16 protein-coding genes and 1 pseudogene are annotated in these 19302 nt (G+C 67.4%); 11 read left to right on the top strand and 6 right to left on the bottom strand.

The window, feature by feature from the left end; all coding sequences use genetic code 11:
• Window positions 1-1266 carry an aspartate kinase gene (locus tag ABW137_RS24155; RefSeq protein ID WP_526403986.1) on the bottom strand — a complete coding sequence of 422 codons (1266 nt, stop codon included), beginning with the start codon at window positions 1264-1266 and terminating at the stop codon, window positions 1-3.
• Window positions 1267-1369: 103 nt separating this feature from the next.
• On the opposite strand from ABW137_RS24155, the gene ABW137_RS24150 reads away from it, so the two are divergent.
• Window positions 1370-1993 (top strand): nitroreductase family protein, encoded by a 624-nt coding sequence (locus ABW137_RS24150; protein ID WP_526403985.1) that lies wholly within the window; start codon window positions 1370-1372, stop codon window positions 1991-1993.
• On the opposite strand, the gene ABW137_RS24145 is transcribed toward ABW137_RS24150, so the two are convergent.
• Window positions 1962-2429 carry a hypothetical protein gene (locus ABW137_RS24145; RefSeq protein ID WP_526403984.1) on the bottom strand — a complete coding sequence of 156 codons (468 nt, stop codon included), beginning with the start codon at window positions 2427-2429 and terminating at the stop codon, window positions 1962-1964. The two genes, ABW137_RS24150 and ABW137_RS24145, sit on opposite strands and share 32 nt — an antisense overlap.
• Window positions 2430-2543: 114 nt before the next feature.
• Between ABW137_RS24145 and glnT the strand changes: the two genes are divergently transcribed.
• The 8 genes and pseudogenes from glnT (at window position 2544) to ABW137_RS24105 (ending at window position 12228) form a co-directional block, all read left to right on the top strand.
• Window positions 2544-3872, top strand: a complete 1329-nt coding sequence (gene glnT, locus ABW137_RS24140; protein ID WP_526403983.1) for a type III glutamate--ammonia ligase — start codon at window positions 2544-2546, stop codon at window positions 3870-3872.
• Window positions 3873-3898: 26 nt separating this feature from the next.
• The gene (locus ABW137_RS24135) at window positions 3899-4795 is read left to right on the top strand and encodes a class II glutamine amidotransferase domain-containing protein (RefSeq protein WP_526403982.1); all 897 of its coding nucleotides are present in this window, start codon (window positions 3899-3901) and stop codon (window positions 4793-4795) included.
• Window positions 4783-5499, top strand: coding sequence for a protein glxC (locus tag ABW137_RS24130; RefSeq protein ID WP_526403981.1), 717 nt, complete (start codon window positions 4783-4785; stop codon window positions 5497-5499). Before ABW137_RS24135 ends, ABW137_RS24130 begins: the two co-directional genes overlap by 13 nt.
• The gene (locus ABW137_RS24125; RefSeq protein ID WP_526403980.1) at window positions 5499-6851 is read left to right on the top strand and encodes an FMN-binding glutamate synthase family protein; all 1353 of its coding nucleotides are present in this window, start codon (window positions 5499-5501) and stop codon (window positions 6849-6851) included. The genes ABW137_RS24130 and ABW137_RS24125 overlap by 1 nt, the downstream gene beginning before the upstream one ends.
• A complete protein-coding gene (locus ABW137_RS24120) occupies window positions 6848-8044 on the top strand; it encodes an NAD(P)/FAD-dependent oxidoreductase (RefSeq protein ID WP_526403979.1) in 1197 nt (398 codons plus the stop codon). Before ABW137_RS24125 ends, ABW137_RS24120 begins: the two co-directional genes overlap by 4 nt.
• A gap of 9 nt (window positions 8045-8053) precedes the next feature.
• Complete coding sequence (locus tag ABW137_RS24115) at window positions 8054-8728, top strand: helix-turn-helix domain-containing protein (RefSeq protein ID WP_526403978.1); 675 nt, start codon at window positions 8054-8056, stop codon at window positions 8726-8728.
• Between the two features lie 695 nt (window positions 8729-9423).
• Window positions 9424-10242: pseudogene (locus tag ABW137_RS24110) on the top strand (peptidoglycan recognition protein family protein); the annotation flags it as partial.
• A gap of 300 nt (window positions 10243-10542) precedes the next feature.
• Window positions 10543-12228, top strand: a complete 1686-nt coding sequence (locus tag ABW137_RS24105) for a CHAT domain-containing protein (protein ID WP_526403977.1) — start codon at window positions 10543-10545, stop codon at window positions 12226-12228.
• Window positions 12229-12241: 13 nt separating this feature from the next.
• Here the strand turns inward: ABW137_RS24105 and ABW137_RS24100 are convergent, their stop codons facing one another.
• From ABW137_RS24100 to ABW137_RS24090, 3 genes are read right to left on the bottom strand one after another with little or no spacing between them, the layout of a single operon-like run.
• Entirely contained in the window at window positions 12242-13090 is an 849-nt protein-coding gene (locus tag ABW137_RS24100; protein ID WP_526403976.1) for a caspase family protein, read from the bottom strand.
• 29 nt (window positions 13091-13119) lie between these two features.
• Window positions 13120-14016: a caspase family protein gene (locus ABW137_RS24095; protein WP_526403975.1), complete on the bottom strand. Its 897-nt coding sequence runs from the start codon at window positions 14014-14016 to the stop codon at window positions 13120-13122.
• 31 nt (window positions 14017-14047) lie between these two features.
• The gene (locus ABW137_RS24090) at window positions 14048-14908 is read right to left on the bottom strand and encodes a DNA/RNA non-specific endonuclease (RefSeq protein WP_526403974.1); all 861 of its coding nucleotides are present in this window, start codon (window positions 14906-14908) and stop codon (window positions 14048-14050) included.
• Window positions 14909-15144: 236 nt separating this feature from the next.
• Here ABW137_RS24090 and ABW137_RS24085 point away from each other — a divergent pair, with 236 nt between their 5' ends.
• Together ABW137_RS24085 and leuA are read left to right on the top strand one after the other, a co-directional pair.
• Entirely contained in the window at window positions 15145-17022 is a 1878-nt protein-coding gene (locus ABW137_RS24085; RefSeq protein ID WP_526403973.1) for a CHAT domain-containing protein, read from the top strand.
• Between the two features lie 174 nt (window positions 17023-17196).
• Window positions 17197-19008, top strand: a complete 1812-nt coding sequence (gene leuA, locus ABW137_RS24080; RefSeq protein WP_526403972.1) for a 2-isopropylmalate synthase — start codon at window positions 17197-17199, stop codon at window positions 19006-19008.
• A 21-nt stretch (window positions 19009-19029) separates the two neighbouring features.
• Here the strand turns inward: leuA and ABW137_RS24075 are convergent.
• Window positions 19030-19302, bottom strand: a 273-nt coding sequence (locus tag ABW137_RS24075; RefSeq protein WP_526403971.1) for a BRCT domain-containing protein, incomplete at its 5' end; no start/stop codon positions are given.

Raw genomic sequence — 19302 nt, 5'->3', positions numbered from 1 at the left:
TCAAATCCCGCTTCCCGCATACACGATGGCCTCTTCGTCGCCGCCAAGGTGGAACGCCTCGTGCAGCGCCGACACCGCCTTGTCTAGCTCGGTGTCCTTGACCAGCACCGAGATTCGGATCTCGGAGGTCGAGATGAGTTCTATGTTGACGCCGACCGCGGCCAACGCCTCGCAGAAGGTGGCGGTGACGCCGGGGTGGCTGCGCATCCCGGCGCCGACCAGCGACACCTTGCCGATGTGGTCGTCGTAAAGCACCTGGGTGAACCCGATCTCGGATTGCAGCGACGTCAACTTCTCCACGGCCGTCGGGCCGTTGTCGCGGGCACACGTGAAGGTGATGTCGGTCTTGCCGTCCTCGACCTTGCTGATGTTCTGCAGCACCATGTCGATGTTGACGTCGGCGTCGGCGACGGCGCGAAACACCTTGGCCGCGTAGCCGGGAACGTCCGGCAGCCCGACGACGGTGACCTTCGCCTCGCTGCGGTCATGGGCCACTCCCGTGAGGATGGCGTCTTCCATGGGGATGTCCTCCATCGATCCTTTGACGAGCGTGCCTGGCTTCTGCGAGTACGACGACCGGACGTGAATCGGAACGTCGTAGCGGCGCGCGTATTCCACGCAACGCAGCATCAGCACCTTGGCGCCGCATGCGGCCAGCTCCAGCATCTCCTCGAAGCTGACCGTGTCGAGATGCCTGGCGTTGGGCACGATGCGCGGGTCGGCGGTGAAGATGCCGTCGACGTCGGTGTAGATCTCGCACACGTCGGCGTCCAACGCAGCCGCCAACGCGACGGCGGTGGTGTCCGAACCGCCGCGACCGAGCGTGGTGACGTCCTTGCTGTCCTGGCTGACGCCCTGGAATCCGGCGACCAGGACGATGAGGCCCTCGTCGAGCGCGGCCCGCAGGCGCCCCGGCGTCACGTCGATGATCTTGGCATTGCCGTGGGTGCCGGTGGTGATGACGCCGGCCTGCGAGCCGGTGAACGACCGCGCCTGGGCGCCCAGCGAGTGGATGGCCATCGCCACCAGCGCGTTGGAGATGCGCTCACCCGCGGTCAGAAGCATGTCCATCTCGCGGGGCGGAGGCGCGGGGCTGACCTGACGGGCCAGGTCCAGCAGGTCGTCGGTGGTGTCCCCCATGGCCGATACGACGACGACGACGTCGTTGCCCGCCTTCTTGGTCTCGACGATGCGCTCGGCGACGCGGCGGATGCGGTCGGCGTTCGCCACCGAGGATCCGCCGTATTTCTGCACGACGAGCGCCACTGTCTGCCTTCCTTCTGTTCCCGACGGCCAGGGGAGAGTCCCATAAAGGATAAGGGGTCTGCCCACCCGGTTTTCCCTCCTGCCCGGCGGTAGCGTTGGGCCAGTGACCGACCATCCCAGCGGCCGGCTGGCCGACACCTCCGTTCCCATCCACCGAGACATCGCCGCACGGTGGAGCCCGCGCGCCTTCGACCCCGCCGCCGTCGTGGCGCCGGGAGACGTTGCCGCGCTGCTCGAGGCGGCCAGATGGGCTCCGACCTGGGGTCGACGCCAGCCGGTGCGGTTCGTGGTCGGCCTGCGCGGCGACGACACCTTCGACCGGTTGGCCGGGACGCTGAAACGGGGCAATGCCTACGCGCATGCCGCGAGCGCGCTCGTCCTGCTGGCCGCCGACGAGGGGCCCGACGAGGTCACGGCACGGTATTCGGCCCTCGACACGGGGTCGGCGCTGGCCAACTTGAGCATGGAGGCGGTGTCCAGGGGACTGGTGGTGCACCCGATGGCCGGGTTCGATCCCGATGCCGCCAAGGCCGCATTCGACCTTCCCGACGGCGTGCGCGCCCTTGTGGTCGTCGCCGTTGGCTCACTCGGTGACTACGCGGGGGCACCGCAGGACATCGTCGAGCGCGACTCGCTCCCCCGGGAGCGGTTGCCGTTGAGCGAGATCGCCTTCTCCGGCGGCTGGGGGTCGGCGTTCACGCCGGACACGTCGTCGCCAGCTGTCTGACGCGGCCCTCGAAGTCGTCGTTGAACGCGACGACCAGCATCGCCGCCGGTGGCATCGGGCCCCCGGGCGCGATGTGCTCGCTTTGGACGTCGTAGTCGAGTCGGGCTTCAATCAGCCGTTGCGCGGCCTGCGCGGTTTCGTGCGCCTGCGCGGCCAAGCCCTCTGCCGTGACCTTCGCTGCGCGGTCGGCCAGCCCGTCGACCCAGGCTCGGTACTCGAGCTCACTGGGCTCGGTCGCCGCCTCGAAGGATCCCTCGTCGGGGACGTGAGTCTTGGCGTTCAGCGCGTCGATCTGAGTCTTGTTGAACGTCAGCATTTCTCGCACGGGCGCGCAATCCGCTGACGAGGGACCGCGGAAGAACAACCACCAGACACCGGTCCCCACCACGATGGCCACCATCACCACCACCGTCGTCAATGGCCGCACCCGTCTCACGCGTCGATGCTGACACAGTTCGGTGCCGAACCCACAGTCGCGGGGTCCACCTCCGGTTGCGAGATGGGTTTCCTACCGTGATACTTTGATTCCCTGCAAGAGACAAGGACCACGATGACTGCCGAGGCCTCCAACGAAACCCTCGACCTCGCGGGGCTCGCGCGCGATGCGGGCACCACGTTCGTTCTCGCGCTCTTCGTCGACCTTCGCGGCAAGCCCTGCGCCAAGCTGGTGCCGGTCGAGGCCATCGATCTGTTGGCGACCGAAGGCGTCGGTTTCGCCGGCTACGCCGTCGGCGCCATCGGCCAGGAACCCAAGGATCCCGACCTGGTGGCGATCCCCGATCCGGCGTCCTTCACCCCGATCCCCTTCATCAAGGAGGGGCTGGCCATCGTGCACTGCGACCCGCACGTCGACGGCAAGCCGTGGCCGTTCGCCCCCCGGGTCATCCTCAAGTCGCTGATCCAGCGCGCCGCCGACGCGGGCTTCCAACCGTGGGTCGGCGCCGAGGTGGAGTACTTCCTCCTCACCCGCAATCCCGACGGCAGCCTGGCGACCGCCGACCCGGCCGATACCGCGGCGCAGCCCTGTTACGACGCCCGCGGGGTCACCCGCATGTACGACCACCTGACCACCATCTCGTCGGCGATGAACCAGCTGGGCTGGGCCAACTACGCCAACGACCACGAGGACGGCAACGGCCAGTTCGAGCAGAACTTCCAGTTCGCCGAAGCGCTCACCACCGCCGACCGGGTGATCACCCTGCGGTACCTGTTGTCGATGATCGCGGCCGACCGCGGCATGATCGCGACGTTCATGCCCAAGCCGTTCAGCGACCGAACGGGAACCGGCCTGCACCTGCATCTGTCGTTGACCAGCGACGGGAAGGCCGTCTTCGCCTCGGCCTCCGACGACCGCGGCCTCGGCCTGTCGGCGACCGCCTACTCGTTCATCGCGGGCATTCTGGATCACGCGTGCGCCATACAGGCCGTCGTCGGCCCAACCGTCAACTCCTACAAGCGAACCGGTGCACTGACCACCGCGTCGGGAGCCTCGTGGGCCCCCAAGCAGCCCACCTACGGCGGCAACGACAGGACCCACTACATCCGCGTGCCCGACGACCAGCGCGTCGAACTGCGGGGCGGGGACGGATCCGCCAACCCCTACCTGGCCATCGCCGCCTCACTCGGCGCGGGCCTCGACGGGATCGCGCGCACCCTCGACCCCGGGCCGCTCGGCACGGCAGGTGACCGCCCCACGCTGCCGCCGACCCTCCTGCACGCCGTCGACGAGTTCGAGCGCGACGGCATCATCACCGGGGTGCTCGATTCGTCCGGCGACGGCGTCGCGAGCTACTTCGCGAACCTCAAGCGCGACGAGTTCTTCGCCTACCACAGCGCGGTCAGCCCGTGGGAGGTCGACCAGTACCTGACCGCATTCTGACCACCGAAACCGAAGAGAGGCAAGCTATGTGCGGAATCGTGGGGCTGCACCTGCGCACGCCCGACCTGTATCCCCGGCTCGGCGAACTGCTCAGCGGAATGCTGTGCGAGATGTCCAACCGCGGCAGCGACTCCGCAGGCGTCGCCGTGTACGGTCATCCCGGGTGGACGCCGCCGGGCCGAGGTTGCGTGTCACTTCTCGACACCGGCGCGGACCACGAAAGCCTCGGTGCTGCAGTCAGTTCCGAGCTCGGCTCATCGGTGGACGTGAAGATGGTCGGCGACACCTTCGTCGTCACGGCCGACGTCGACTCCGAGGCGCTGCTGGCCGCCGTAAGGGCCGAGTACCCCGGCGCGCTGGTCGCCGGCTTCGGCGCCGACCTGGCCGTGCTCAAGGGCGTCGGCGACCCCGCAACGCTGTCTGCGTCGTGGGGTCTGAGCGAAGCCAGCGGCTGGCAGGGCGTCGGGCACACCAGGATGGCGACCGAGTCGGCCGTGACGCCATCGGGGGCGCACCCCTATGCCGTGGGACCCGAGCAGTGCCTGGTGCACAACGGCTCCTTCGCCAACCACGCCACCATCCGCCGTGAATTGCGCGCCGCCGGGGTGCGATTCGACAGCGAGAACGACACCGAGGTCGGCGCGCGGTTCGTGGCGAGCAGACTGGCCGAGGGCCGTGACGTGGAGACCGCGTTGAAGGAGCTCTGCGCCACCTTCGACGGTTTCTACACGCTTCTGGTGTCCAACCGCGATTCCTTCGCGGTGGTGCGCGACGCCATCGCGTGCAAGCCCGCCGTCATCGCCGAGACCGACGACTGGGTCGCCATGGGCAGCGAGTACCGCGCGCTGTCCGGCCTGCCGGGTGTCGAGAAGGCGAAGATCTGGGAACCGGAGCCGGAGGTGGTCTACGCATGGACGCGGTGACGAACCCCTCGCGGGAGCGCTCCTCAGCCGTCCACTTCGATCTCGCCACGACCCCGCTGCGGGAGGTCAACTCCGCGCTGCACGCGCCAGGCCTGGCCGGCGAGTTCGTCATCGCCAATCCCGCAGGCGCCCACAACGTCGCGGTCGGGGTGGACGCGGACGTGAAGGTCACCGTGCTCGGGCACGTCGGCTACTACGCCGCCGGTATGAACCAGCGGGCGGAGATCACCATCGACGGCAATGCGGGAACCGGCGTCGCCGAGAACATGATGAGCGGCACGGTGTGGGTCAAGGGCAACGCGTCGCAGTCCGCGGGCGCCACCGCCAACGGCGGTCTGCTGGTGATCGACGGCAACGCCGCTGCGCGGTGCGGCATCTCGATCAAGGGAGTCGACATCGTGGTCGGGGGAAACGTCGGGCACATGAGCGCGTTCATGGCGCAGGCGGGCCGCATGGTCATCCGCGGCGATGCGGGTAACGCCCTTGGCGATTCGATCTACGAGGCCCGCCTCTACGTCCGAGGGTCGGTCGCCTCGCTCGGTGCCGACTGCGTCGCCAAGGAGATGCGACCCGAGCATCACCAGGAACTCAACACCTTGCTCAAGGCCGCAGGCTACGAGGGCGACGACACCAGCGCCTACACGCGCTACGGCTCGGCCCGCAATCTGTACCACTTCCACGTCGACAACGCATCGAGATACTGATGAACGAGAATCCCGACACCAGAGCCCAGTTGGGTCTGCGTGAATCCGCCACGTTCGACCGCCGGACCATCGCGGCGATTCAGCGCGCGGCCGAGACCGGCATCTACGACATCCGCGGGTGGGGCGCCAAGCGACCCCTACCCCACCTCGACGACCTGCTCTTCCTCGGTGCCTCGGTGTCCCGCTACCCGCTCGAGGGCTATCGCGAACGCTGCGGCACCGACGTCGTCCTCGGCGATCGAAACGCCAAACATCCTCTGCATCTGGACATTCCGGTGACCATCGCGGGCATGTCGTTCGGGGCGCTTTCCGGACCTGCCAAGGAGGCGCTCGGGCGCGGCGCAAGCGAGGCGGGCACGTCCACCACCACTGGCGACGGCGGCATGACGTCCGAAGAACGGGGCCAGAGCAAGTACCTGGTGTATCAGTACCTGCCGTCGCGGTACGGGATGAACCCCGACGACCTGCGCAAGGCCGACGCCATCGAGATCGTCCTCGGCCAGGGCGCCAAGCCCGGCGGTGGCGGAATGCTGCTTGGGCAGAAGATCTCCGAACGCGTTGCGGGAATGCGGACGCTCCCGGAGGGCATCGACCAACGCTCGGCCTGCCGACATCCCGACTGGACCGGGCCCGACGATCTGACCATCAAGATCAACGAGCTGCGGGAAATCACCGACTGGGAGAAGCCGATCTTCGTCAAGGTCGGCGCGTCCCGGACGTACTACGACGTGAAGCTCGCCGTCCACGCGGGCGCCGACGTGGTAGTGGTCGACGGCATGCAGGGTGGCACCGCGGCGACGCAGGAGGTGTTCATCGAACACGTCGGAATCCCCACGCTGGCCGCGATTCCGCAGGCGGTGCAGGCTCTGGCCGAGCTCGGCGTACATCGCAGCGGCGCGGCTGGCAGGGAAGTTCAGCTGATCGTCTCCGGTGGCATCCGCAACGGTGCCGACGTCGCGAAGGCTCTGGCGCTCGGCGCGGACGCCGTCTCCATCGGCACCGCCGCGCTGATCGCACTGGGCGACAACCATCCGCGCTACGCCGCCGAATACGAAGCACTCGGCAGCGCAGCGGGTTTCTTCGACGACTTCCAGGACGGCTCCGACCCGGCGGGGATCAGCACGCAGGACCCCCAGCTCGCCGCCCGCTTCGATCCGATCGAGGGCGGCCGAAGGCTGGCCAACTATCTGCGGGTGTTGACGATGGAGGCGCAGACCATCGCCAGAGCCTGCGGCAAGGCCCACGTGCGCCACCTCGAGCCCGAGGACCTCGTCGCCGTCACGATCGAAGCGGCCGCGATGGCGCGGGTGCCACTGGCGGGCACCGACTGGATTCCTGGACTGCGCCCGTGACGGACACCGCGGACGTCGTCATCGTGGGCGGCGGCATCGAGGGTGCGGCCGCAGCCTGGGCGCTTGCCCAGCGCGGAGTCACGAATGTCGTTCTCGCCGAGCGCAATACGGTCGGATCGGGGATGACGGGCAAGTCCTCCGGCATCGTCCGCTGCCACTACGGCGTCAGCTCGCTCGCGGCGATGGCGGCGACCAGCCTCGAGGTGTTCGAGAGGCCGGAGCAGTTCTTCGGCGCCGACGTCACCGACATCGGCTTCCGACAGACCGGCTACGTCGTCGGGGTCGGTGAGGTCAACGTCGGCTCCCTGCGCAAGAGCCTGACCGCCCAGCGCGCCGTCGGCGTGCAGACCGAGGAAATCGACCACGCCGAGGTCGCGACGCTGTGGCCGTTCGCCGACCTCGACCCGTTCGCCGCCTTCGCCTACGAGGCCCGCGGCGGTTTCGGGGATGCCTACCAAACCGCGCAGGCCTTCGCGGTGTCCGCTCGCGCCGCCGGGGTGCGCATCCGCCAGGGCGCCGCGATGACCGACCTCCTGCTCGACGGTGGCCGCGTCACCGGCGTGCGCCTGGCCGACGGCACCGAGGTGTCGGCGGGGACGGTGGTGATCGCCACCGGGGTGTGGACGCGGGAGCTGCTGGAGCCCTACGGGATCGACGTGCCGATTCGGGCCGTGCGCGAGCAGATCGTGATGGTCGCCCCCGGCGTCGAACTCGGTCCGGTTCCGGTGTTCTCCGACCTGGTGTCGCTGCAGTACGTGCGGCCAGAGCCGGGCGGGCAGCTGCTGTTCGGAAACAGCGACCTCTCGCACGTCGAGGAGGCCGACCCCGACGACTACCCGAACCGTGCAGGCGACGACTTCATCGACGTCACGGTCGACCGCGTCGGCACCCGCTTCCCCGCTTTCACCAACGCCGCGATCACCGGCAGCTATGCCGGCTGCTACGACGTCACACCGGACTGGAACCCGGTGATCTCACCGGCCGGCGTCGACGGGCTGATCGTGGCGGCGGGGTTCAGCGGGCATGGCTTCAAGATCGCCCCTGCGGTCGGCAGGCTGGTCGCCGACCTGGTGACCGACGGGCGCAGCGCGGACCCCCGCATCCCGGAGACCGACTTCCGGTTGTCGCGATTCGCCGAGGACGAGCTGCTGAAGTCCCCATACCCGTATGCCGGCGCCGGCGAGATGCGCTAGGAGGCGACCGTGTCCTCGCCCGAAGGCGCGTCCCCCGAAAGCGCTGTTCCACTGCTCCGCAACGAGTCAGGGACCGCCCGTGACCGCGATCCGCGCGAGGCGTTGGAAGAGCTCGAGTTCGAGGCAGCCATCGGCCGCAACGTGCGCCAGCTCCGCGCGCGGCAGGGCCTGACGGTCGCGGAGATGGCGGCCCGCGTCGGAATCTCCAAGGCGATGATGAGCAAGATCGAGAACGCCCAGACGTCGTGCAGCCTGGCCACGTTGGCGCTGCTGGCCAAGGGTTTCGACGTGCCCGTCACCAGCCTGTTCCGCGGAGCGGACGTCGAACGCCCGGCGGCCTTCGTCAAGGCGGGCACCGGTGCGCGCATCGTCCGCAATGGCAGCCGTGAGGGACACGACTACCAGCTGCTGGGATCCTTGCGCGGCGAGCACAAACGCCTGGAGTGCCTCGAGGTCACGCTCACGGCGACGAGCCGGACGTACCCGTTGTTCCAGCACCCCGGCACCGAGTTCATCTACATGCTCGACGGCGTGATGGACTACGGCCACAGCCGCTCGGTGTACCGGCTGAGCCCCGGCGACTCGCTCCAGCTCGACGGCGAGGGCGCGCACGGTCCCGTCGACCTCATTGCGCTGCCGATTCGCTTCCTATCGGTGGTCGCGTTCCCCGACTCTGCGGTGTAACCGAATTCGCTCACCCCGGCCACGGTTCGTTCGCGCAACAGGTAGTCGACTACTCGCGTGCTGGGCGGTGCACACATCTAGCTTCGACTCCACTGCAGCGCAACCGTCGCGACCAACCGGGTCCGTGAGCGCACACAGGAGGTGCAGTTCAAGTGGAATCGAAGAATTTCAACAAGTTCAACGACAGCCCATTGCGGACCCGCGAGCAGATCGCGCGTGAGGTGCACGCGGTGTCGTTGCGGCGCGGACTCGACGAGCTCGCCACCATCATCGCACTGATGACCATCTCGACCGAGGTGGGCGCGAAGGATCGCCAGGGCAACCGGCAGTGGTGGTGCCCGTTCAATCGCAAGGATCCGCAGTCCGAGATGTTTCCCCACGACAGCCAGTCGGACGACGGGCTGTCCTCCGGCTACTTCCAGCAGCAGGTCTCGCGCCCCGGTGCCCCTGGGCGCCCGTGGGGCTGGGGTGGGTTGTTCGGCGACGTCAATGGCAACCGCAGGCGCATGGACCTGGCCGAGAGTGCGGACATGTTCCTGGCGGCCCTGGCCAGTGACTACACCCGCGCACACGACAACCCAAGGCTGGCAGGCGAATTCGCCCAGAGGGTACAGCAGAGCGGGTTCGGCGATCGTTACGAGAAGCAGTGGGACGAAGCGAAGACCGTGCTTCAGCGGGCCCTCGCGCAGGGACCCGTGTCGCGTACGCGGAGCAGGAAGGACGCCCACCGTGGTACCCACCGGGGTGATCCGACCTGGCTGGAAGACGCCTTGCGACCCGCACTTGGCGATCGGCTGAAGACGCTGCCGGGATGGCAGAACAGTGGTCACGGCGACTTCAAGGACATCCGCGGCATCATGGTGCACCACACCGGTAACTCGCGTGAGTCGGCTCAGTCGATCCGCAACGGCAGGCCCGATCTCGACGGCCCGCTCGCCAATCTGCACATCGGACCCGACGGCACCGTGACCATCGTCGCGGTCGGCGTCTGCTGGCATGCGGGCCGAGGAAGCTACCCGTGGCTGCCGACCAACAACGCCAACTGGCACATGATCGGCATCGAATGTGCCTGGCCGACAATTCATCCCGGCGGCAGTTACGACAAGAACGAGCGGTGGCCCGACGCCCAGATCATTTCGATGCGGGATACCTGCGCCGCGCTTGCACTCAGACTCGGCGTCGACGCCGAACGGGTGATCGGACACAAGGAGTACGCGGGAATTCAGGGCAAGTGGGATCCCGGCAACGTCGACATGAACTGGTTCCGCTCAGAGGTGGCCAAGGACATGCGCGGCGACTTCCGGGGCAAGGCAGCGCCGACGGTGGCGCCGCAACCCGTCGTCATCGACCCGTGCACGCTGCCAGCGCCGGCCAACCCCCGTTCGGATCGCGTTCTGCTGGAGGAGATCTGGACCGTGTTGCGGGGGCCAGAAGGTAACGGATGGCCACAGCTCGGCGGCAAGTCTCTGGTGGACTTCCTCGCCGCGACGGCGGAGGAGGCGCCGTCATCGGCACCGCTGGCGACGAGCGCCGTCGAGGACGTCTCGGCCATCCACGCGGAGGCGCCCAACGGTGAGGTATCCGGTGAGGTATCGGCTGTGCCAGAGGTGCACGCTGCCGCGCCGAAGCGCAGATCGACGGCCAAGCGATCCACCGCCAAGAGATCGACGACGAAGAAGGTGTCGGCGTAGCGCGCAGCGACTCGCCTGGCCCGGTGCGCTGTCACAGCGTGCCGGGCCAGGCTCTCTGGGTCGGTTTGTTCATGCGCGGCCCCGATCAGCCTTCGTGAGGCATCATGCAGGGAGGGGTTCACCATGGCGAGCGTCATCGAGTTGCAAGTGACCGCGGCACCGGGGGACGGCGAGTTCACCGTGCGCGTGGTGCGTTCCGTTGCAGGCGGAGACTCCACCGCGACGATGCAACTGGACCCGAAGTACTACGTCGACTCGCGGGACGATCTGGAGACGGCGGTGCTGGCCTCGGCGGTGACCAGCCGAAGGATCCTCTCACCCGGCGAACAGCGCCTACGCATCGTCGGTCAGCAACTCTTCGATGCTCTGTTCAGCGGACCGGTTGGCGAGGCGTATCGCGCCAGCGCCGACGCGGCCAGCGCGCGTGGCGAGCGGCTGCAAGTGGTGCTTCGGTTGGACGTTCCCGGCCTTGCCGCGATCCCGTGGGAGGCGATGTACGACGCGCAGAACGGCGAATACATCAGTCTCACCGACCCTTTGATACGCCACATCGCGTCCGCGGACACCGAGCCGCTCGCTATCGCCCCGCCGCTGAAGGTGCTAGTGCTGGTCTCCTCCCCCAGCGGTCTCGCCGCCCTCGACGTGGAGGCCGAGCGCGAGAAGCTGTCCAAGGCGCTTGCCGAACCGATCGCCGACGGCCGGATCGAGCTCAGCTGGCTGATGCAGGCCACCTGGGAGAACGTCCAGGACGAAATGCTCTCCGGCACATGGCACGTGCTGCACTTCATCGGTCACGGCGACTACGACCAGAGAACCGACCAGGGTGTCATCGCGCTCGTCGGGGACGACGGTGGCATCCACCTGGTCGAGGCCGACCGCCTCGCTGGACTGCTCAATGAGGCCAGGCCGACACCGAGGCTGGTCGTGTTGAACTCCTGTCAGTCCGGCCGAAGCGGTACGCAGGATCTGTTCTCGAGCACCGCGGCGACCCTCGTCAGACGGGGCATCAACGCCGTTGCCGCCATGCAGTTCTCGATCAGCGACGTCGGTGCCACCAAGTTCGCCCGCGGGCTCTACAGCGCGTTGGCCAGCGGCCGCAGCATCGGCGACGCCATCGGGAGCGGCCGCGTCGGCCTGCTGAGTACCCCGGGCTCCCTCGAGTGGGTGACGCCGGTGCTCTACGTGCGGGGCGACACCTCGACGTTGTTCACCATCAACGGTCCGGCAACACCGCCGCCGGTGACGGCCGCCCCACCGTCGGCCGACGCAGTACGGCCACGAATGAACAAGACCACCTTGACCGTCATCGCCGCCGTCGCCGGAGCGGTCGTCATCGCCGCCGTCGTCATGGTGGCCGTGTTCGGTTCGCCGCAACCGGATTCGGTATCGCACACGGAGTCCGCGGGCCCCTCGTCGAGCTCGTCGGTGGCGGTCCCGCCCACCACGGGTGAGACCACGTCGGAGGCGGTGGATGCCGACCCCTACGTCCGGACCCTCGCCGCAGCGGGCGTGGACACCACCCTGCCCGGCGGGAACGCCGAACTCAGCGAGTACCTCGCCAATTCGGAGTTCACGCCGTATCCGGCGGTTGCTCAAGCACTCCTCGATGCGATCGGCGCGCAGCAGCTAGGACGACCGGTCGCCATCGACGCCATCGTCTTCGCCTATGAGTCGTTCACAGGGGGTGCGGCGCCCAACCGCGCCGATCTCATCGACGTCGCCACGCTCAAGAGGGCCGTGGTGCAGGAGTACGACAGCCGCTACGGAACGCAGACGGGGGACTTCGAGCAGCTGTTGGTGCATCGCTAGTGCGTGCGACCGGTCACGCTGCGTCGTCGCTGAGCGGCCGTTGCAGCAACATCGCGTCGACGTCCTTGCCGTAGGTGAAGATTCCGGGTCGCTGGTCGGGGTTGTCGACGGCGGCAAGCACGTCGTCCCTCAGTTGGCGGTAGCTCCCTGTGAAGGCACCATCCTTCCAGACCTGCAGGAACGCGTAGGTGAACGCGCCGTTGCCCGGTCCGTCCATCGACGTCTGGGCATCCTCGCACCCCGAGATCAGGACGACGCTCGCATCGGAGAGCCCTGGCGTTGTCCTCGTCGCCCACCACGTCTTCTGCTCCTGATACCGATCCAGGTTGTGCGCATATTCCTTCGCCGTGAATTCCAGCGGAGCCCGCTTCGACATGTGGCCAGGACGTTCGTCCACGAACGCCCGCCGCTTCTCCCGGTCGGCGCGCAGGGCCTCACGCGTGACGGTTTCGCTATGGCAGCTGTCGGACATCACGAAGATCCGCACCCCCTTCTTGAAGGAGCGAAGCGCCCCATAGAGGGTGTCGTCGACCAGTTCGGTGTCGTACAGGCACCATGTCTCGTCGTAGCCGTCGGGCTCGTCACCGCCGTCATCGGGCACCTGCCCGCCGTGACCGGAATAGGTGATGAAGAAGAAGTCACCGTCGCCCAGCTCGCGCGCGGCATCCTTGAGCTTGTCGCGAACGGCCTCGATGGTGGCCTCCCCATCGAGGAGCTTGTCGGTGGTGAAGCCGCGCTCCTTGGCGACCGCCTCCATCGCGTTCGCATCGTTGACGCATCCGGCCAGCTCACCGTCCCAGCCGCCGTACTGCTCCGGATCGACGTAGTTCAAACCGATGTGAAGTGACTTGCGGGTACTCATGATCTCTATCCCTCCGATTGTTCGTGTACTCAATTGACTTGCGGCAGATTGGCGTTCGGAAATATCCCCCGGAACCCCGACGGCACTGCGGGCATGGCTTCTTCGTCGCTGAGCGGAATCTGCGGCAGCATGCCCGCCACGTCCTGGCCGTAGTAGAAGATGCCGGGAGTCTGGTCCGGGTTGTTCACCGCAGCGACGATGTCGTCGCGAAGGTCTCGGTAGCCCTTGCGGTAATCGCCCTTCCAGACGTCGAGGAAGGCGGTGGTGAATGCGCCGTTGACCGGACCGTCCAATGACGTCTGCTGGTCTTGGCAGCCAGAGATCAGCACCACGTTCGCATCGGCATCGCTCGGCACCCTCGCGCGCGGCGTCCACCAGGCTCTCTGCGCGGCGTACACCTCACGGTTCTTGGCGAACTCGGCGTAGGTCGCCTCGAGCGGCGCCAGCTTCGGTTTGTGGCCGGGCCGCTCCACCACTCGGGGCCGCGGCCGTGGACGACCGCGGATGACGGTCTCGCTGTGGCAGCTGTCGGACATGACGAAGACCCGCACGCCCCGCTTGAAGGTGCACAGCGCACCGTAGAGCGAATCGTCGACGAGTTCGGTGTCATACAGACACCACGTCTCGTCGTAACCGTCGTTCTCGTCGCGGTCGACGTCGGTGATCTGTCCGCCGTGACCCGAGTAGGTCAGGAAGAAGAAGTCGCCGGCCTCGAGTTGCGCGGCCGCGTCGTCGAGACGGTCACGCACCGCGGTGATGGTGGCGCCCTCGTCGAGCAACGACTCCGCCGAAAACCCGCGAGCGGACGCGACGTCCCGCATGGCGTTCGCGTCGTTCACGCAGCCATCCAACGCACCGTCCCAGCCGCCGTACTGTCCGGGATCAACCCGATTCAGTCCGATGTGAAGCGATCGACGACGCGTCATCCATCCGTCCTTCCGAATGACCCTGCGTGCATCACCATTCGACGTCGTCCTCGCGCCGCACCGCGCGAGGACCGACCGGCCCTCGCCCCCTCGGGCGGCCGCGCTTCTGGAGTTCGAGCAGCTTGGGGTCGAACGTGACGTTCGCCTTGGCGGCGATCTCCTCGACGCTCTTCTCGAACACGACGAACTCGCCGAACGCGTCTCGGTCCTTCAGGCCCTGCAACGACTGCGTGATCAGGAAGGCACGCGAACGAATCTCGCCATCCTTCTGATAGACGAAGACCTTCCAGAACTCCAGGGGCACAGCCACTTCGTCCCGGTAGGACGGGTCGGTCTCGGCGAGTACCGGCCCGCCGAACACCGTGACCTTCGAGTTCTCGTCGTCGACGTGTTCGAGAAGCGCGTTCTCCAGCCTGCCCCACACTCCGTGGCGCGACGACTGATTGAAGTCGTCCATCTGGGGGGTGATGTTGGTGAAGAAGAACGAATCCTCATTGGCGCGCACGGCCTCGTCGTGCTCACCCCACAACAGGTCGGCGCGTCTGGCGATGTGGCCCCGATCCAGCCGATTGTTCTTGTAGGCGTCGTCGCCGACCTGCAGGTCCACGTCGATGCGGCGGTCGGTGACGAACTCGAGATCGTCACGCCCGATCGGATCGGCGGAGCCTGGGCCCCGCACGGTGGCCCCGTCGATGTTCCACGCCACCCATCGGCAGAGACGCCGGCTCCTGCTGAGCTCCAGCGAGAAGTGCGTGTAGTTCACGATGGGCGAACCGTCGACCAGGACGGCGTCGTCCGCGTCGATCCCCGCCGGTGGGGCGACGTCCTCGCCGACGAACGTGGGGTCATAGCCCGTCCGCTGATCCAGTGAGTCGTCTCGAGTCGTCGTCATGCTGGAATCTCCTTGGTTGACGATTGGCGGTTGCGGAGGCCCGCCCCGTTCTGAATTCATGGTGTGGAGTTTGGCCAGCTTTCGTCGTGAGTAGTGCCCTACTCGAATCGACGTAGCTCCGTCATGCGACCACGGACGCGGCCTCCCCGGATTCGAGTAGCGCACTACCCTGACGGCCTCCCCGTCCCGGGCTGGATGATCGACTACAGCCAAACCCGCAACGCCGAGGAGCCGACATGCCCGCCAGGAGGGCTGCACCGGGACCTGATTCCGACGTGTCCGAGATCGAGCTGGAGATCGGCGCTGCCAATGGCCCGGACGAGTTCGTGATCCGGGTGATCAACGCCCTCTCCGGCGGAGAACCCTCGACCACAACACATCTGGACGTCGACGGACTCATCCGTGAGCGGGATGCGCTCGAAGAGATCGTGCTGGCGTCGGCGAGCGACGGCGGACTCGCAGGCAGCGAGGAGAAGCTGCGCGACATCGGCGGACGACTGTTCGATGCGCTGTTCGTCGGCCCCGTTCTCGGCACCTACCGGGCCAGCATGGGGATCGCAGGGGACCGCAAGGAACGTCTCCGCATCGTGCTGCGGTTGACCGCCCCGAAACTGGCCGCACTGCCGTGGGAGGCGCTCTACGACAACGAGATCGGCGCCTACATCTGTCGGAAGGAGCCCCTCGTTCGCCGGGTGCATGCGCCCTACACGGCCGAACCGAGGGAACTCGTCCCGCCGCTGAGGGTGCTGGGCCTGGTGGCCGCTCCACGCGGGTTGCCCGAACTCGACGTCCCAGCCGAACAACGGCGGCTCTCCGAGGCGCTGTCCGACTCCATTCGCGACGGGGACATCGAGTTGGAGTGGCTGCCGGAGGCAAGCTGGGATGCGGTACACCAGAAGCTGCTCGCCGGCCATTGGCACGTGCTTCACTTCATCGGCCACGGAGACTACGACGTCGACACCGATGAGGGCGTGATCGACCTCGTCGGTCCCGACGGGGCGCCGAACCCGGTGGGGGCAAGGGCACTCGCCGACTTGCTCGACCAGGCCGACGAGAGCCCGCGGCTGGTGGTGCTCAACTCCTGCTCCTCCGGGGCTGGCGGTACGCGGGATCTGTTCTCCGGCACCGCTGCTGCTCTGGTCCACAGTGGCGTGAGCGCCGTTGCCGCAATGCAGTTCACGGTCAGCGACGGTGCCGCACTCGCATTCGCCCGCGGCTTCTACAGAGCGCTCGCCACCGGCCACGGCATCGACGGCGCCATTCGTAGCGGTCGCATCTCGATGCTGGGCACGCCGAACACCCTCGAGTGGGTCACCCCGGTACTGCACGTCCGCGGCGCCACCACCGATCTCTTCACGCCGACCGCAGGGGATGACACGTCCGACGCCATGCCCCAGGACCGGCCCACGAAAGGCGATGCGCGGTGGCGGAACCGGACCGTGTTGGCCCTCGCCGTCGGAGTCGTCGTGGTGATCGCGGCGGCCGCTGCCGCGTTGTGGTGGCCCCGCTCGGCGCCCGCCGGCCTCGAGGTCGTCGACCTGGCCGTCAGCAGTGGCGACTCACGCGCGGTTGACGCCGACAACGGCGCGTGGGAGTTGGTGCCGCCGACGGTGCAGATCACGGTCCGCAACATCGGCGATCACGTGTCGGTGATCACCGGCGCCCGGCTCGAGGTCGTCGACTACACGCACCTGCCCATCTGTTGGGGAGCCGGGGGCGCGCTGACGACGAGCCAGACGTACGACGTCGCCCTGCCGGTGGACCCGACGCTGCACGACGTGGTGCCGGTCGCCGTCGCACAGGAGATCCCACCGGACCGCGCCGACCGATTCGAGTTGGCCTTGCAGATGCCCGACCCGGACCCGGCTCGCGGCACGTACCTGTATCGACTGAAGCTGTCCTTGGCGCGCGACGGTAGCGCCGACGACATCGAGGCCGGGTACGTCATCGTCGCCGCACCGTTGCTGAACGGGCTGCCGTTCAACCGTGCCGATCTGACGTATCCCGGCGCAGTCGGGGAATGCATCCGCCGTTCCGTCGCGGAATACCAGCGCGCGCAGGGCTGGGAAGGGGTTCGCTCGCCCGACCTGTCGACCGACGTCTTCAGCGACTAGCTGGGCGTTCGCTGGGGTGTTTTGGACCTGCGGGATCGCGGAGTACAGTCACCTTCGTGCAGCGGGTGCTCCTCCTCGGACGCCGCGACGGGGTCTGATCAGGACTGGCTTCCCGTCGCGGGTGGTCTTGATGCGCCGGTCTGAAATCCCCCAGACGAATCCGGAGCGAGAACCGTGAACAACCCCAACCCCCATTCCATCGACGCATACACGTCGGCGCGCACCATCAACACGCCATCCGGCGATCCTCACCACGGCCAGCCCGCGTGGAACACGCAGCGCGGTACGTCGATGCCGGTCAGCCGGTACCGAACCTTTGCCGCCGAAGTCGAGCCCGTCACTCTGGCCGATCGCACCTGGCCGGACAGGGTCGTCGAGACCGCACCCATGTGGTGTGCCGTCGACCTTCGGGACGGCAACCAGGCGCTGATCGATCCGATGAGCCCCGAGCGCAAACGCAGGATGTTCGACCTGCTGGTCCGGATGGGTTACAAGGAGATCGAGGTCGGCTTCCCGTCGGCCAGCCAGACCGACTTCGACTTCGTCCGCGAGATCGTCACCGAGGGTGCGATCCCGGACGACGTGACGATCCAGGTGCTGACGCAATGCAGGCCCGAACTGATCACCCGGACGTTCGAGGCGTGCGCGGGCGCGCCGAGGGCGATCGTCCACTTCTACAATTCGACGTCGATCCTGCAGCGACGAGTGGTGTTCCGTGCCGACCGCGAGGCCGTCAAGGCCATCGCCACCGAGGGCGCCAGGCTGTGCGTCGCGGAAGCCGCGAAACACCCTGGTACGCACTGGCGTTTCGAGTACTCCCCGGAGTCCTACACCGGTACCGAGCTGGAGTACGCGAAGGATGTGTGCGACGCGGTGGCCGACGTCATCGATCCGACGCCCGAATGGCCGCTGATCGTCAATCTGCCCGCCACGGTCGAGATGGCCACCCCGAACGTGTACGCCGACTCGATCGAGTGGATGAGTCGCAATCTGGCCCGCCGCGATTCGATCATCCTGAGCCTGCACCCGCACAACGACCGCGGAACTGCCGTCGCGGCAGCCGAACTGGGCTACCAGGCCGGCGCCGACCGCATCGAGGGTTGCCTGTTCGGTAACGGCGAGCGGACGGGCAACGTCTGCCTGGTGACGTTGGGCCTGAATCTGTTCAGCCGCGGCGTCGACCCGCAGATCGACTTCTCCAACATCGACGAGATCCGCCGCACCGTCGAGTACTGCAACCAATTGCCGGTACACGAAAGGCATCCGTACGGCGGCGATCTGGTGTACACGGCGTTCTCCGGCAGCCACCAGGACGCGATCAACAAGGGCCTCGACGCCATGAAGGTCGACGCGGACTCGTCCGGCTCCGACGTTGGAGACATCCTGTGGCAGGTGCCGTACCTGCCGATCGACCCGAAGGACGTCGGCCGCACCTATGAGGCCGTCATCCGGGTGAACTCGCAGTCCGGCAAGGGCGGCGTCGCCTACATCATGAAGGCCGACCACGGTCTGGCGTTGCCGCGCCGACTGCAGATCGAGTTCAGCCAGGCGATCCAGAAGATCACCGACGGCGAGGGCGGCGAGGTGTCACCCAAGGAGATGTGGGACGTCTTCGCCGACGAGTATCTGGCTCCGATTCGTCCACTCGAGCGCATCCGTCAGCACGTCGACGCTGCCGAGGTGGACGGCGGCACCGACACGATCACCGCGGTGGTCAAGGTCAACGGCGTCGAGCGGGAGATCGTCGGTGCGGGCAACGGCCCGCTCGCGGCGTTCGTGGACGCCATCGGCGCGGTCGGATTCGACGTGTCGGTGTTGGACTATTCGGAGCACGCGATGTCGTCGGGCGAGGAAGCGCAGGCCGCGGCGTACGTCGAGGCATCCGTCGGCGGCAAGACCGTGTGGGGAGTCGGCATTGCGACGTCGATCACCACGGCGTCGCTGCGGGCCGTGGTGTCCGCGGTGAACCGGGCTGCTCGCGGCTAGCCCTAGAACTCGCGGCTAGCCCTAGAAGAGGGTGAACTGATCACCGGCGAGCGTGGCATCGGTGAACTGCTCCACGTCGGTGCCGCCGACCACGCGGTCCAGCAGACGCATGAACTCGGCGTCGCTGACCAGCGGCACCCCCATCTCGATCGCCTGGTAGCCACGTCCCTGATCGGGCCGCGGCTCGTCGCAGATCACGACTGACGTCTGCTGATCGACGATGTCCGTGTACGCCAATCCCGCGTCCAGCATCCGCTCGATGAGCTCCTCGTAGGTGTGCGTGACCTCCGACGA

Source organism: Mycobacterium sp. (genome assembly GCF_040509115.1).
In the GTDB taxonomy this organism is placed as follows: Bacteria; Actinomycetota; Actinomycetes; order Mycobacteriales; family Mycobacteriaceae; genus Mycobacterium.
Note: the sequence above shows the minus strand (reverse complement) of the source record. Positions and strands in the feature narration are given on the sequence as shown.